Here is a 15,787-nt window from a genome sequence, read left to right on the forward strand (position 1 = left end):
GAAAAGCCTGCAAAATAAAATTAAAAAAGCCCTTTGACTATACTTTTGGATAGTTCACTTTTATAAAAATTTTTGTTATTATATTTTTATAGATTTATTTATATATCCATGTAATACAGCGTGATGGAAGAAATTTGCGGCGTTTTAAGGAGTAAAGTATGTTATATAATGATAATTACTATATAAGACCAAAGGAAGCAAGCAGAAAATTAAGTATGGCCTATAAAATAAGAACACCGGTGTATATGTATGGGGTGACAGGTTCGGGAAAAACGGCGTTAGTAAAGGATTTTTTAGCTCATAAAAAGTATAGTGTCTTTTCAGCGGCTAAAGTATCACCTGAGGAAATAAATATAAGCAAAGACGGAAAAGAAAAAATAGTAGTAATTGATGATTTGCATTTTGTTACGGGTGTTTCTGAACGAAAAAGCTATGAAGAACTCATAATAAAGCTTTTAGAACAAGGAAATATATGGCTGCTGCTCATATCACGTTCTCCTATGCCCGGATGGCTCATATCTATTTACATACACTATGCTTTTATTACTATACCTGAGTCTGATTTTTATCTTACAAGGGAAGAACAAATTCTTTTTTTGAAAGAAAATAACATTATATTAAATGAAAAGCAAGAGGATGAAATTATAAAATTTACAGAGGGATTTCCGATTGCTATTAGACTTTTGGCTATAAACGGTGGTGATTTGAGGACAGCTACTCAGGAACTGTGTAATTACCTTGAAAGCTATGTTTATGACCAATGGGATATTGAGCTGCAGGAATTTTTTATGCAGACCTCTATTGTGGACAATTTTACAGAAGAGCTTGCGTCAATGATAACCGGAAAGAGTAATGTGGCAGTTTTATTGGCTCGTGCACAGGAGATGGGAAACTTTTTTGTCTCAGATGGTGTAAACGGTATATGGGAATATAGATGGCAGATGAGAGATTCCATGCGGTTAAGATTAAAGAAAAAATGGAATAATGAGCGTATTAACCCTCTTTATCATCATGCAGGACTTTATTATGAAATGCATGACAAAATACCGGAAGCTCTTTCAATGTATGAACAATGCAATGATAAGGAAAGCATATCTCGAGTTTTAATAGCTAATGCGAGAAAGAACCCTGCATCAGGTCACTATTTTGAAATGAGAAAGTATTATCTTTCTTTGCCTGAAGAAAAAATTCTTGAAAATCCTTTGCTTATAGCGGGAATGAGTATGCTTCAGTCAATGCTGATGAATATTGATGAAAGTGAACGCTGGTATGAAGCCCTGAAAGATTTTGCAAAAACCCATATATGCAGTGAGAGAAGAGAGGCTAAGAGCAGACTTTTGTATCTTGATATAGGACTTCCGCACAGGGGAATAGTAAATTTAGTTGATATCTTAAAGCATGCGGGGACACTGATAAAGGATAGAGGAGCCACACTTCCGGAGTTTTCTGTTACAAGTAATCTGCCTTCGATGATGAACGGCGGCAAGGATTTTTGCGATTGGAGTAAACATGACAATGAGCTTGCCGCAAGTATAGGAAAAATGGTTGAATTTGTTCTCGGAAAATATGGAAAGGGTCTTGTTTCTTTAGCATTAGCAGAAAGCTATCTGGAAAAAGGAATGGACGGCTACCGTGTTATGACTCTTGCAGAAAAAGGAAAGCTTGCCGCAGAAAGCGGAGGAAAAATAGAACAGTGCTTTGTTGCAACAGGAATACTTGTATGGTTATCTATAATTAACGGCAATGCAGACTATGCTGAAGAACAGCTTTTAGTTTTTCGTGAGCGTGCGGAAAAAGAGGCTGAAAGACTTTTGTTTAATATTGACGCAATGCTGTGCCGTATTTATCTTTATCAATGTAAGTATCCAAAAATAAACGAATGGATGAAGACAGCCCCTCAGGAAAATGCCGAATTTTCCACTATGGAACGATTGCGTTATTTAACCAAAGCTCGTGTTTATCTGCAAATGGGAAAATTAAATCAGGCATGTTCTATTCTGGAAAAAATGCTTTACTATGCCGATGTTATTAAGCGTACATATATTATGATAGAATCATATTTATTGTTGTCTATTGCATGGTATCGTATGGGCAGAAAGGATTGGACAGTTAATTTACAAAAATGTATTGATATGTCAGAGGAATATGGCTTTGTTAGAATAATTTCCAGAGAAGGTATTGCTGTGATAAAGCTTTTAAAATCAAATAAACTGGTTTGGAAAAATGAGGATTTTAAAAACAGGGTAATATCTGAATGTGCGCAAATGGCAGAATTTTATCCAAAATATTTAGAACGTGGAACGGACGGAGAAATAAAGCTTTCGGAAAATGCATTGAAAATTTTAAAAATGCAGGCAGAAGGCATGTCTATTAAAAATATAGCGGAAAGGCTGAGCATAAAGGAATCTACTGTTAAGTATCACTGCGGTGAAACCTACAGGAAGCTTAATGCAAAAAGTAAGCTGGAAGCGATAAACGAAGCGAGAAAAAGAAATTTAATATAACAATTATTGAGCGATAGTTTTTTATCTTGCAGAAACTATCGCTTATTTGTTTAATTTATTGAAAGTAACTATTATTTATGCTATAATTCAATCGAGTTTCAGCTAATTGACAGCGACAATATTTTAAGTAAGGGGAGTAACTATGAAAAGCGAGGCAAAGCTTACTTTTTTTGAAGCCACAAGTATAATAATCGGACATGGTGTGGGGGCAGGAATTTTGTCCGTACCATACATAGCGTCGAGAAACAATGTATTTGATATGTGCGTGATATTTGTTTTAGTTTATGGTATAAATCTTCTGCTTCATTTTATGATTGCAGAGCTTTCATACAACAACGGAGGAATGCAGTTTATCAAATGCTTTGAAAATGATTTATTTATTGGAAAATATAAAAAGATAATGGCGGCAGCTGCATTTATACTTTTAGGTTTTTCCGTAATAGTCAATGTCAGCGGATTTATCACCGGCGGTGGAGCTGTGCTGGAATCCTGGCTTGGAATTGATTACAGAATTGGAATGAGCATTTTCTTTGTAGCGGCGGCATTGGTTGTATTTTTCGGATTGAAACTGGTTGGAATTTTTGAAAAATTTGCAGTTATTTTCATGCTTGCGGTTATAGTAATTCTAATAGGTGCATCCTTTAAAAGCGGCCGTGCAGATTTTGCCAGCAAGTTTATAGCATGGGGAAATGTCTTGGCTCTTTACAGCATTATTTCATTTTCTCTGTCTGCTGTAATGTCTGTTCCTCAGGTGGTAAAGGGTCTTGACGGAAATATTAAAAAAATCCGTGGAGCTATTGCCCTTGGAACAGGAATAAATCTTATGTTAATTGTTCTGATAACATTTACAACTCTGTATTGTGTTGGTAATAATGTAACACAGAATGGTGCAATCGTAGATATGTCGGCAAAAATCGGCGGATGGGTCAGCATTATCGGCTATATATTCTCACTTTTGGCTCTTGCTACCTCTTTTTGGGCAAATACTTTAAATCTGAGAGATGTTGTTGAAGAACAGCTTTCTCTGGGAAATAAAAAAAGCTGGCTGCTGGCTTCAATTCCTTGTCTTGGAATTGCATTGCTGGGACTTACAAGCTTTGTTGGTTTTGCAAGACTTGCAAGCGTTGTACAGGTGCTTACTGGAGTGGGTGTTATTTTGGCTTATAATCATTCCAGAAAAGGCAAAAAAGAAAACACAATATGCGGAAAATTCGGAAGTATACCTTTTCAGATTATAGTCATTGCAGGTTCTCTTATTGCGACAGTTGGAGCCTTGATTAAGATAGTATAAGGGTGAATTGATGTGAAAGACAATAATATTTTTAATACAACTCCAATTACAAAAATAAGGCCTACTATAGAATTTTTTCTGGGTGCTGATACCGAACATGACAAAACCATTGAGTGTGGTGTTTTAGAAAAAACCTTAGAAACTGCCAAACAACTTGGTTTTGTAGATGAAAATGGAAAATCAAAGGTTGACAGAGTTTTTATGTATAACCCTGACGCCATAGGATTGTGGATATATCAGGAGTACAAAGACTTATTTAAGCCTCTTGAAAATATTACCCAAGTTAGGGAGGACATTCTAACGGTTTATCCGCCTGTAACGCCGGTTTGTTTTGGTTCAATGTATACTGGAATGAAACCTGAAAATCATGGAATTCTTAAATATGAAAAACCTGTTTTGCAGGTAAACACCATTTTCGATTTTTTACCCTCAGTAGGTAAAAAGGTAGCTATAGTCTGCACGCAGGGAGATTCTATAGCCGAGATTTTTAAGAGTAGAAATGTAGACTATTTCATTTACCCAAACATTGACCGGTGTAACAAAAAGGCGGAAGAGCTGATAATTGCGGACAATCACGACCTTATAGTTTTGTATAACGGTAATTATGATTATTACATGCACAGGTTTACACCAAAGGGTAGAAAATCCATAAACGAGCTTAGAAAAAATATTGATACCTATTGCGGACTTTATGAGCTAATTAAAGAAAACTGGAAGCAGCATAAAATCTTTATGGCGTTTGCTCCGGACCACGGATGTCACAGAAGTATTTTCCCGCCCGGAAATCATGGAAAAAACATACCAAAGGATATGAATACGGTACATTTCTATAGTTTTATATGAGACTTTTTGAGGGGTAGAAAATGGAATTATTAAACATAGTAAAAAATACGATTGCGACAAAAATAATAATAGGGTCGTTTGCTGTAAATACATTAACAACTCTTTGCGCTTCCGGAATAGTCTATTGCTTTCCAAATTCAGCGTTAATAACGGCAATTATTGCAGTCGGATTGATATTTTCACCGATTATAATTTTAAACATATATTATGTCTGGAACACACAGCGGAAGTACAAAACTATTGATGTTATAATATCTGCGGTTACAGCGGTTTTTCATTTGATAATAATATATTTTTTGATGTATATGAAAATAATGCCGGTTGACCGTTTTACATTGCTGTATTTGACTTTTCCGCTGTGCATTGGAGGCTTGAACTTTGTAAGAGGATATAAAGGAAGACCATTTTTATAGAGACAACATGGAAAACAGAAGGAATACCTAAAATTACTGTCATGAAAATTTTTACTGTAGTAGTTATTTTAGTCTGTATTGCCTCTGTGATTATGTGTATTTTGAATTATTATGATTTTCTATATTTGATAATATAGGAGCGTAAACAACAGTAAAACTCTATAAATCCAATATTTAAAAAACTATCAAAAATCAAACCTGTAGAATTTGTTTTATAGGTTTGATTTTTTTATTTCACACAGTACTTAAAAGGTTTCTAAAAAACTGAATATGATGAAAATTATCATTGATATCTTAATCGTTTAAAGTGCTAAGTTTAAAAGGTTTATGACAACCGTTTAATTTAAAAAGATTGTTTTAATATACAAAAATAATTTGATTAAACCTTTTGTTATGAATGAGAAATTTATTTTCAAAAAACAAATACAATTTTGTATTTAACCGCAAAAAGAATTAAACATAACAATAAATAATAGTCTAAATTTAATAAAACAATACAAGAAAATTATTGAAAAAAATTACCTTAAGAGTATAATGTAAACTATATAAAGTGGTACATTTGTAAAAAAATATATTGCAGGAAAGGAGAATGGATAATAGCAATATTTTGCAAAACTTTATGCCGCTTATGTGATGAATTATTTGTATTTTATCTAAAGAAAGGAGTAAAAACAGAGGTAAAAGACATACGTAAGTTAATTATTCAAGTGTAAAATGTTTAACAGAACGGAGGATAGAGCGATGAAAAAATTTCTGAGCGTGATTTTATCTTGTCTTATGGTTTTGTCCATGGTTTCAGTGGCATCTTTTGCAGATGAAACCGCCGGACAGCTTGAGGGAGAGGGAACTGCTGAAAATCCTTTTGTGATAAAGTCGGCAGATGATTTGATTGATATGTCAAATCTTATAGAACAGGATGCAGCATATGCAGACGATTATTATGTTTTAGCAAACGATATAGACTGTACCGGAGCTTCAATAACACCTATTGGAAAAACTAACTATTTCAGCGGTGTTCTTGACGGACAGTCTTTTGAAATATCAAATATTGTTATAGATGATGCCACAGACAATACAGGATTGATAGCTTTTGCGGACGGAGCAACTGTTAAAAATATAGGCATAGTTGATTCTAATATTAAAGGCGCAGGCAATACCGGTGCGCTTATCGGAAGAAGTATGCATGCGACAGTTTACAATAGCTATGCAAGAGGCGTAACTATTGTCGGCGGCAAGGATGCAGGCGGACTTATAGGAATGTGCAACAATTCAGTTGTAGAGAACTGTTTTTCAAACGGTAACGTAACCGGTAAAGGCGATTCAGCAGGCGGACTTTTGGGTTCACTCAATGCAAGCCTTGATACAACGCCGGAAGCAAAACCGGTTTTGAGAAACTGTTATTCCCTTGCCATTGTTTCAGCAACTAAATACGGCGGAGCAATAATGGGCTGGGACGAAGGATTAAGCTCTCCTCAGTTTGCAAGAACTATAGAGAATGTTTACTATTTGGAAAGTCAAAAACCAATGGGAAATAATGGTGAAAGTGATGAGTACACTCCTTGTGCTTTGAAAGAGTTTATAGATGGTACATTGCTTGAAAAGCTCAACAGCACAGGTAATGAAAATTATGCTGCATGGATTACCGGCGGTTCAGGTTATCCTGAATTCAGAGAGGGAACAGGCTCTTCAGTTGAAACAACTCTTAAAGGTGACGGAACAGAAGAAAGTCCATATTTAATTGAAAATGCCGATGACCTTTTGGAAATGGCCCGTGTAGTAGAGCTTTCTTATTTGTTTGCAGGCGCTGACTATAAACTTACCGCTTCCATAGATATGAAAGACGTTGATTTCGAAGGTATAGGAAATTTCAGCTTCTCCGGAACATTTGACGGAGGCAATCACGTTGTCAGAAATCTTAATATGGATTTAAGCGGCCAGTCAAACGCAGGTTTCTTCAGAAATATTGACGGCGCTGTTATAAAGAACTTTGGTATTGAGAGCGGTTCTATTTCCGGTGGATTTACTGTTGGTTCTATTGCAGGCAACGCAAATAATTCTCAGATTATTAACTGCTATAACAATGCAGAAATAAAGGGTTTTGATACAGTCGGAGGTATCGCAGGTTCTATCAGCAACACCACAATAAAGAATTCCTTTAATAAAGGAAAAATAAGAGGTACTTTCAGACTGGGTGGAATTGTAGGTAAAATATCTGCAATAGATGAAGATTTCACAGAGCCAGTACTTGATAACTGCTACAATTTGGGACATGTTAACTGGGGAACATATTCAGGAAAGGTTATAGGTTTTACCGCTGTGCCTGAATTAAATATTTCCAATACATATTACAACATGGAACAAATTCCTGATATGGGAATTGGCAATGTACAGCCGTTTATCACCAATGATGGAGTTATCGGAAAAACAAAAGCTGAACTTACAGACAGCGAATTTGTAAACCTTTTAAATGCAAATGCAAAAGAGGGATATCTAACATGGGCTTATGGTGAAGATAAAACCGCTGTATTTGAGGAATTTGAAGAGGTAGGCAAACTGGAAGCTTTCATGGCTTCTGTAACTTCTGTTGAGGTTAAAGACGGAAAGATTTCTCCTATTTATTCAGATGACGGTAAATATGTAACATCTGTTTACGGTTCAACAAATAAAAACGTGGTTGACCTTGAGGGAAATGTTTACACTCCTTTGACAGAACAGACGGCGCTTTTGATATTGGATGTATATGATACCGAGAGCAACGAAAAAGTTGGACGCATTGACAGAAATATTGAAATTACAATACCGGGAAAATACGACAATGAAGGCATAAATCAGAAGCCTAATGTAGTTCCCGGATTAAGAGAGTGGTACGGTCTTGAGGGTAATTTTGAAATAACAGGTGAAACAAGAATTGTTGCCACAAGCGACGAATCACTGGAAATGGCAAACAGACTTAAAACCTATTTCACAGATATGCTTGATATAGAGCTTTCTGTTGTACAGCTTCCGCAGGGAGAAGCAAATGACATTATCCTTAATTTCAATACCGACAGACAAAATGACCTTCAGGAAGAAGGATACGAGATTTCTATCACAGATAGAATTATAATTGAAGCACCTACAGAAATAGGTCTGTTCTACGGCGGAGTTTCTCTTACTCAGATTTTGTATCAGGAGCCGACACACAGCCTGATTCCAAAGGGCTACATTCGTGATTATCCTGAATATGATCTCCGTGGCGGAATGATGGATGTTGCCAGAAAGTATTTCTCACTTGATTATATTGAGGAAATGGGTAAATACATGTCATGGTTTAAGCTGAACACCCTCAGCCTGCATATAAATGACTGCGGCGGTGAATATTCTAATTCCTTTGTAGTTGAGAGCAAAAAGTATCCGCAGCTTAACTTGAATAACGGAGAATATGTATGGTCACAGGATGACTATCGTCAGATGCAGAAAAATCTCAAGGAATATGGTGTGAATGTTATCACCGAGATCGACACTCCCGGACATGCTGCAATGTTTGGAAACGTTGACAGCACAATAGTAAACGGCGCAAACTTCGATTTGTCAGGACATTATGACGAGTCACTTGCATTGGTTGAGGATGTTTTCGATGAATTCTTAGACGGTGAAGACCCTGTATTCCAGAGTGCATATGTTCATATAGGAACAGACGAATCAGCCAACACAAACGAAAACATGAGACGCTATATCAACGACTTGGCTCAGTATTTGCTGGGTAAAGATAATGTTGATAAGGTTGTATTCTGGGGTAACCTTACATATTATTACGGTGAAACTACAGTAAACAGTGAAAATGTTGTAAATCAAATTTGGGACAGCGCTGACCAGCGTGTTGATGAGGCTTTGGACGCAGGATTTGAGGTAATCAATTCCACAAGTAATATTATGTACCTTGTTCCAAATACAGGAGCAGCATTCGGTCCGGGAACTTTCTTTAACGGATATGTTGACATGGCAAGATTCTATGACACATGGCAGGGCGGAAGCGATTTCACCACAAGAAATCTTTCAAATCCTTACATGCTCAGAGGCGGCATAGACAACTACTATGGAGATTTTGACGTACTTAAAGGAAATCCACAGATTCTTGGTTCCTTGTTCTGTAACTGGAACGACTTGGGCTGGTATTCTGATTATGACATGCTTGACCTTATGATTTCCTACATAGGCGGAATAAGCGAGAAGCTTTGGTACGGTGATGAGGACAGATTTGAAAGCGGAGATGAATTTGTTGAAGCTTTCAACGCAGTTGGAGATTTTGCAGCTTATGCAAATCCGAGAAGAATAGTAAAAACAGATACGTACACAATTGCTCAGTATGATTTTGAAAATGTTACTGAAAACACCATTGAGGATATAGCAAACGACTATGACGGAACTTTAGTAAACGGTGAAATCATATTCGATGATACCCTTGGAAGCGATGTATTTAAGCTTGACGGAACATCATATATTAACTTGCCGTTTGAGGCTGTGGGTTATCCGTACACAATTTCCTTTGATTTATATTTGGACGGAGAACAGCCAGAAAATGCAGTTTTGTTCCAGGATGATCACTGTACTTTCTATCTCAACTATAAAGAAAATGGTGTATCCTTTGTAGTTGATAAGTATGAATATACTTTCAATACAACTATCCCAACAGACCAGTGGGTAAATATTAAACTTACAAGTACATTTGTACATGGCGGAGTAAATACAACAACTCTTGTTATCAATGATGAAGAGTTCAGTCCAGCTGTTTTGGGCAGAGATAACAACTCAAAATCTTCCTACATCGGAACAGAAAAGATGTTTGAGGGAATCACAGGAAAGATTGACAATATAAGCATTTATAATAAGTATAGACTTCTCTATGACCCGAACTTTAAGTTCGAGGGAGAAGGCACAGAAGAGTCACCTTATCTTATTCAGAATGCAGAAGACCTGAGCATGTTCAGCAACTTCCTCAATTCCGGTGAATATACAGATGCGTACTTCAAACTTACCAACGATATAGATATGGCAGGTGCTAAATACACAACTATAGCCACATTCAGTGGAACATTTGACGGCGACGGTCATGTTATCAGCAACCTTACAATCAATAATTCAGGTGTAACAAATGTAGGACTTATCGGCTTCTTAGAGGGCGGAACTATCAAAAACCTCGGTATAGTTGATTCAACAATAACAGGAGGAGATAAGGTCGGAGCTTTTGTAGGAAGAACAATGCATGCGACTATCTATAACTGCTATGGAAAGAATGTAACTGTAAACGGCGGAAACGATGTCGGCGGTCTTGTAGGAATGTGCAATAACAGCGTGGTTGAAAACTGCTTTACAACAGGTACAATCACAGGCACAGGTATATCAATAGGCGGAGTATTTGGTTCAATGAACAGCAGCCTTGATGCAAATCCTGAAGCACAGATGGTTGTAAATAACTGTTACTCAACAGCAGAAGCCAAGGGCGAAGGCAACGTTGGCGCAATAGCAGGTTGGGACGAGTATGCAGCATACCCGCAGTATTTGTCAACAATAGATAAAGCTTACTATCTTGAGGGCAAAAACCCAATAGGCAACTGTGAAAACTATGCTGATTATACTTCTATAACAGCAGAACAGCTCACAGACGGTACTTTGCTTGATAAACTCAATAGCGGCAAGAAAGATTACTATAAAACATGGATAAGCGGCGAGGACAATATGCCTGAGCTTAGATTTGTTTTGGATGTTGATAAGACCGATTTGTCAGAGCTTATTGCTAAGGCTCAGGAAATAATCGACTCTGATAATTTCTATCTGCCTGAATCTGTTGACAATATGAAGCAGGAAATGGACAATGCTCAGAAGATAGTTGACAAACAGGATGCCACAGCTGGAGAAATAACAGCTGCATACGAGAAGCTTGAAACTGCAATATTCAATGTTATCCCGGCAATCCTCGGAGATGTAAACTTTGATAATGTACTTGATATAAACGATGTAACACTTATTCAGCAGCACATTGTCAAAATAGAAATTCAGGGAACATTCTATGAAAGCCTTGCTGATGTAGACGGCGACGGAATTATAACAATAAAGGATGCAACAGGTGTACAGATTATTCTTATTAAGTCTCAGGCTGCATAAGCAGAATAATATTGTATACTTTAGGAGTAAAGGTTTAGTATAAAAAACTCCCTTTCGGATATTCAAATCTGAAAGGGAGTTTTTCTAAGTTATTTTTTCATTCTCATCATTATTCTGTTTCCGTTTTCTTTAAACCATTTTTCACGTTCCTTATAATCAGGCAAAATAGAAGCCACCAAGTTGTAGAAATTTTTTGAATGGTTCATCTCTTTTAAATGACAAAGCTCATGTACAACAGTGTAGTCTATCATTTCCTTAGGCATGAGCATCAAGAGGCAGTTGAAATTAAGGTTTTTCTTTCCGGAACAGCTTCCCCAGCGGGTAGTTTGATTTCTTATTGTAATTCTGTTATAAGTAACACCCAGCTGCTTTGCAAAGTATTCAACTCTTTTTGGTATGTACTCAAGCGCCTTGTCGGCTAAAGCTTTTATATCCTCATTGGTAAGCTTTGGCTCAGCATTTTTAGCAGCCTCCGCTTGGCGTTCTTTCATTGAAAGCATATGTTTTTCAATCCATGTTCTTTTTGAACTAATGAACTTTTTAATTTCACTGTCGCTTAAATTAAGAGGAGCCTTAACATATAAATTCAAGTCACTGCCTATTTCTATTGAGAGGGTTTTTCTGTTGCTTCTCTTTACAAATATTTTTTCAGGTATCATTTTTATCCCTCCGTTTCGTTATAATGTTACTAAATTCTATAACATATTATTAAGTCCGTCAATACTTGATATTGTTTTAATTGAAATTTTATATATCATATGATAAAATAAATTAAGAGACTAAAAAGTGGTTGTAATTTAAGCGATATTTTTTAATTGAGGGGTGGTATCGTGATAATTAGAAAAATAGAAAATACTGAACGCAAAACGGCTGTTGCTTTGATGTGGGATACATTTTTGAAATTTGAAGCTCCCGACTATTCTTTTGAAGGGGTTAATGCTTTCAGGTCTTTTATTTTTAATGATAAGATTTTAGACACTTTAGAAATTTTTGGAGCTTATGAAAAAGAAAAGCTTTTAGGCGTCATTGCCACAAATCAACACAGAAAACACATATGCTGCTTTTTTGTAGAAGCGGACAGTCAGCGCAAGGGAATAGGCAGAAAGCTTTGGGAATACATAAAAAAGCACAATCAAAATGATGTTGTCACCGTAAACTCATCGCCATATGCTGTTAAAGTTTATCATAAGTTTGGGTTTATTGATACAGATACAGAAAAAACCACGGACGGCATAAGGTATACACCGATGAAATATGAAATGGATAATGGATTATAAAACAGAGATGATATAGTTATGGACCTTAGATATGAAATAAAAGAAATAACAGTATTGGACCAAAACCTCTCTATCAGCACTCCTGTAAACAATATTGAAATAACAGGAATGGGATATATTGATGGAAACCTCCATATTCAGGCTCGCTGTATAAATCCTTGGGAAAACGGCAGTTATTTGTGGATTTGTTTAGACGACAGCGGAAAGAAAAGAATAAGCCCCACTGATTGTATAAGATTTAATGATGGCGAAGATGTAATATACGAATATGTTTTTGAGGGAATAGACAGCACTGAAAACTGTAAGTTATACGGAAGATTCTATAATTACAATAATTACACCGAGGGGCCTTGGAAAGTGACATTTATGCTGGAGAAAAATAAATAAAACATATTAAAAAGCAACCGATATCACAAAAAATCGGTTGCTTTTGCTATAAAAATTATTAAATATTTCATCAATATTATTGCTATAAATTCAATCATATTGTATAATAAATTATAAATAATTTTATGGAATGGGGTGGAGTGATTGGAAAAAGAAGAGAAATTATTGCTGGCAGATGAATACATATCGAGTCTTGCAAAAGGTCTGCATCCAATTACAAAAGCTATTTTACCGGAAGACAGTGTAATAAACGATGTGAAAATAGTAAGATGTCTCTATTTTGTTTCGGAAGCGATTAAAGAGGCGATGAATTGTGATAAAAAGAAATCTGGGCGAAAGAAGAAACCTTTTAGTCTTTCACAACATGAGATAGAAAATTTTAGAATATCAAATGGTGAAATTACAATATCTGCAATAGTAAAAAAACTCAACGAATTAAAGAACGATGAAAATATGGTAAAACTTACCACAAAACCTATAACCCAATGGCTTTTAAACTGCGATTTGCTGCAAGAGGTTGAGGAAAACGGAAAAACAGTTAAGCGCCCAACAGAGTCGGGAAAGTCAATGGGCATGTCGGTTAGAAGAATGATAACAGATTACGGCTTTTTTAATGCAGTGGTATACAACAGTAAAGCCCAGCAGTTTCTTTTAGATAATTTATTGTCCATTCTAAATTTTGACAAAGCGATTAACAAAGAAAAATATAAATCCGATATAAAATCTCAAAACTCTAAAAGCACAAATGCTGGTCAACCCTGGAATCACGATGAAGAAATGGATCTTATTGATATGTACAATAAAAAATATACTATCGCAGAAATGTCAGAAGCTCTTGACCGAAGCAAAAGTGGTATAGGAAACAAATTAAAGGAATTAGGACTTATAAACAATTATTTTTATTAAAAATTTCTTTGTAAAGTCCTGCTTCCATAATTGCTGTTATTATAGCGGTGATTACATCAGCTGTCGGCTGAGAATATATAATTCCGTTTAAACCAAAGGAAAAAGTCATGAATACGACTGTAGGAATAAAACACAGTCCCTGGCGGCAAGCTCCTAAAATAAATCCTTTTGTGGCTTTACCAATTGCTAAAAACAGAGATGAGAAAACCGTATTAAATCCAAAAAGAATGAACGTAATGCCGTTGGCTATCAGTGCTTTTGAGCCGGTTTCAATAAGCTTACTATCGTTTTGAGTGAACATGGACATTATTTCCGTGGAAAAAACGGCTGTTGAAATGCCAAAAAGGATACAAAATCCTGTTGACCACAGAAGAGATGTTTTTATTGATTTTTTTAATCTGTCATAATTTCCGGCTCCGTAGCTGAATCCGGCAATAGGCTGAAATCCCTTAATAAACCCGAACACCATAAGACTGCCGACAGAAATAACTTTTGAAACATTTCCCATAGCCGCAATAACCGAGTCGCCATAGCCAAAATCTTTTGCCAGCCTGCTTATCATTGCTATGGAGACACCTGATAATATCTGAAAGACTAATGTTGGAATTCCGATTTTTAAAATTTCTGAAATGATTTCTTTGGTAAAAGAACATTCTTTAATACTGAAAGAAAAATTGCTCTTTTTTCTAAGTATGTACTGAATGTAAATAAGAGTTGAAACAATTTGGGATATTGCAGTGGCGATGGCAGCTCCGGCAACACCAAAATTAAGAGTGTATATAAAAATCGGATCGAGTATTACATTCAGTATAGCTCCCGAGAGCAGAGCAAACATAGTTGTTTTAGCTGAGCCTTCACTTGTTACTATGTTATTCATAGTGACATTAAACACATTAAAAATAGATGATATAACATAAATTCTTGTGTATATTTGGGCATATGGAAGAATGCTTTCAGTAGCACCTAAAAGCTTTAAAATAGGAGTAAGAAAAATAGATGTGATAATAATTATAACTGCTCCTATAAAAAGACTGCTGTATACAGCTGTGCTTGCTGTTTTGCCGGCAATGTCTTTTTGACCTTTACCAAGCAATCGTGATATATATGATGCAGCTCCGTTTCCGAAAAGCAAACCGAGGCCGACAATAATCTGACCTATAGGAAAAGCTACAGAAATAGCTCCATTTTGACTTGTTCCAAGTCCGGCTACAAAATAGGTATCTGCAAGATTATAAAGTGCGTTCACCATCATTCCTATCATTGTTGGAATACCTAAAGCGAGAAGTGCTTTTGGAACAGGTGATGTGGATAAAAGCTGAAGTTTGTTGTTTGTTTTGTTCATGATAATTCCCCTTTCACAGTATTTATTATAGTACTATAAATTATAGTAGTTGCGTCGCAAAGAGTATAGTACTATAATTTATAATAGATGTCAATACCAAAGGAGAAAAATATGGCTACAATAGACTTAATCGTATTAGGAATAATAAAAAAAGAACCATTAAGCGCATACGATATTCAAAAACTTGTTGAGTATAGAAACATCTCAAAATGGGTTAAAATAAGTACGCCTTCGATTTATAAAAAGGTAATTCAGCTTGAAGAAAAGGGATTTATCGTTGGGCATATAGAGAAAGACGGAAAGATGCCGGAAAAGTCTGTATACACACTTACAGAAAAGGGAGAACAGGAGTTTAAACGCTTAATGTTTGAACTATCAGGGAAAAAAATAAATTTTTTCTTGGACTTTAACGCAGTTATAGTGAATCTTGAAAATTTGTCAACCGAAGATAAAAAGCTATGTATCGAAAGAATAGAAGAGCAGATAAGAGAAGTCAAGGGATATATGGAGGAAAATCTATTGTTGAAAGAGAATCTTCCGGAAATACCAAAGACAGGTTTGGCAGTGCTAAAGCAGCAGCTTATCTTAGCGAAATCTGTAGAAGATTGGATAAAATCGGTGAAAGATGATATATCGCAGTAAATTTAAAGCGACATCTTGACAAAGAAACAGATAATATTATA

10 protein-coding genes are annotated in these 15,787 nt (G+C 35.9%); 8 read left to right on the plus strand and 2 right to left on the minus strand.

Features of this window, described 5'->3' with window-relative positions; genetic code table 11:
- The first annotated feature begins 158 nt into the window (after positions 1–158).
- The 4 genes from CGICJO_RS08925 to CGICJO_RS08940 all read left to right on the plus strand — a co-directional run bounded on the left by CGICJO_RS08925 (position 159) and on the right by CGICJO_RS08940 (position 11,192).
- Positions 159–2,504, plus strand: coding sequence for a LuxR C-terminal-related transcriptional regulator (locus CGICJO_RS08925; protein ID WP_486498622.1), 2,346 nt, complete (start codon positions 159–161; stop codon positions 2,502–2,504).
- A gap of 142 nt (positions 2,505–2,646) precedes the next feature.
- Complete coding sequence (locus CGICJO_RS08930; RefSeq protein WP_087375850.1) at positions 2,647–3,795, plus strand: aromatic amino acid transport family protein; 1,149 nt, start codon at positions 2,647–2,649, stop codon at positions 3,793–3,795.
- A 12-nt stretch (positions 3,796–3,807) separates the two neighbouring features.
- Positions 3,808–4,638 (plus strand): hypothetical protein, encoded by an 831-nt coding sequence (locus CGICJO_RS08935; RefSeq protein WP_486498623.1) that lies wholly within the window; start codon positions 3,808–3,810, stop codon positions 4,636–4,638.
- A gap of 1,154 nt (positions 4,639–5,792) precedes the next feature.
- Positions 5,793–11,192 carry a family 20 glycosylhydrolase gene (locus CGICJO_RS08940; protein ID WP_486498624.1) on the plus strand — a complete coding sequence of 1,800 codons (5,400 nt, stop codon included), beginning with the start codon at positions 5,793–5,795 and terminating at the stop codon, positions 11,190–11,192.
- A gap of 89 nt (positions 11,193–11,281) precedes the next feature.
- Here CGICJO_RS08940 and CGICJO_RS08945 read toward each other — a convergent pair whose 3' ends face one another.
- Positions 11,282–11,851 (minus strand): M48 family metallopeptidase, encoded by a 570-nt coding sequence (locus CGICJO_RS08945; RefSeq protein WP_486498625.1) that lies wholly within the window; start codon positions 11,849–11,851, stop codon positions 11,282–11,284.
- Between the two features lie 171 nt (positions 11,852–12,022).
- Here CGICJO_RS08945 and CGICJO_RS08950 point away from each other — a divergent pair, with 171 nt between their 5' ends.
- The 3 genes from CGICJO_RS08950 to CGICJO_RS08960 all read left to right on the plus strand — a co-directional run bounded on the left by CGICJO_RS08950 (position 12,023) and on the right by CGICJO_RS08960 (position 13,762).
- Positions 12,023–12,469 (plus strand): GNAT family N-acetyltransferase, encoded by a 447-nt coding sequence (locus CGICJO_RS08950; RefSeq protein WP_486498626.1) that lies wholly within the window; start codon positions 12,023–12,025, stop codon positions 12,467–12,469.
- Positions 12,470–12,487: 18 nt separating this feature from the next.
- Positions 12,488–12,856, plus strand: coding sequence for a hypothetical protein (locus tag CGICJO_RS08955; protein WP_486498627.1), 369 nt, complete (start codon positions 12,488–12,490; stop codon positions 12,854–12,856).
- 144 nt (positions 12,857–13,000) lie between these two features.
- Complete coding sequence (locus CGICJO_RS08960; RefSeq protein ID WP_486498628.1) at positions 13,001–13,762, plus strand: hypothetical protein; 762 nt, start codon at positions 13,001–13,003, stop codon at positions 13,760–13,762.
- Here the strand turns inward: CGICJO_RS08960 and CGICJO_RS08965 are convergent.
- A complete protein-coding gene (locus tag CGICJO_RS08965; protein ID WP_486498629.1) occupies positions 13,740–15,104 on the minus strand; it encodes an MATE family efflux transporter in 1,365 nt (454 codons plus the stop codon). The two genes, CGICJO_RS08960 and CGICJO_RS08965, sit on opposite strands and share 23 nt — an antisense overlap.
- A gap of 111 nt (positions 15,105–15,215) precedes the next feature.
- On the opposite strand from CGICJO_RS08965, the gene CGICJO_RS08970 reads away from it, so the two are divergent.
- On the plus strand, positions 15,216–15,746 hold the full coding sequence (locus tag CGICJO_RS08970; protein ID WP_087375860.1) for a PadR family transcriptional regulator: 531 nt from the start codon (positions 15,216–15,218) through the stop codon (positions 15,744–15,746).
- Positions 15,747–15,787: the final 41 nt, after the last annotated feature.

The organism is Candidatus Limousia pullorum (assembly GCF_057405065.1).

Bases quoted from the DNA above. Each gene is read 5' to 3' on its own strand.
- CGICJO_RS08965 (WP_486498629.1), bottom strand. From the start codon at position 15,104: ATGAACAAAACAAACAACAAACTTCAGCTTTTATCCACATCACCTGTT.
- CGICJO_RS08940 (WP_486498624.1), top strand. From the start codon at position 5,793: ATGAAAAAATTTCTGAGCGTGATTTTATCTTGTCTTATGGTTTTGTCC.
- CGICJO_RS08925 (WP_486498622.1), top strand. From the start codon at position 159: ATGTTATATAATGATAATTACTATATAAGACCAAAGGAAGCAAGCAGA.
- CGICJO_RS08945 (WP_486498625.1), bottom strand. From the start codon at position 11,851: ATGATACCTGAAAAAATATTTGTAAAGAGAAGCAACAGAAAAACCCTC.
- CGICJO_RS08955 (WP_486498627.1), top strand. From the start codon at position 12,488: ATGGACCTTAGATATGAAATAAAAGAAATAACAGTATTGGACCAAAAC.
- CGICJO_RS08970 (WP_087375860.1), top strand. From the start codon at position 15,216: ATGGCTACAATAGACTTAATCGTATTAGGAATAATAAAAAAAGAACCA.
- CGICJO_RS08930 (WP_087375850.1), top strand. From the start codon at position 2,647: ATGAAAAGCGAGGCAAAGCTTACTTTTTTTGAAGCCACAAGTATAATA.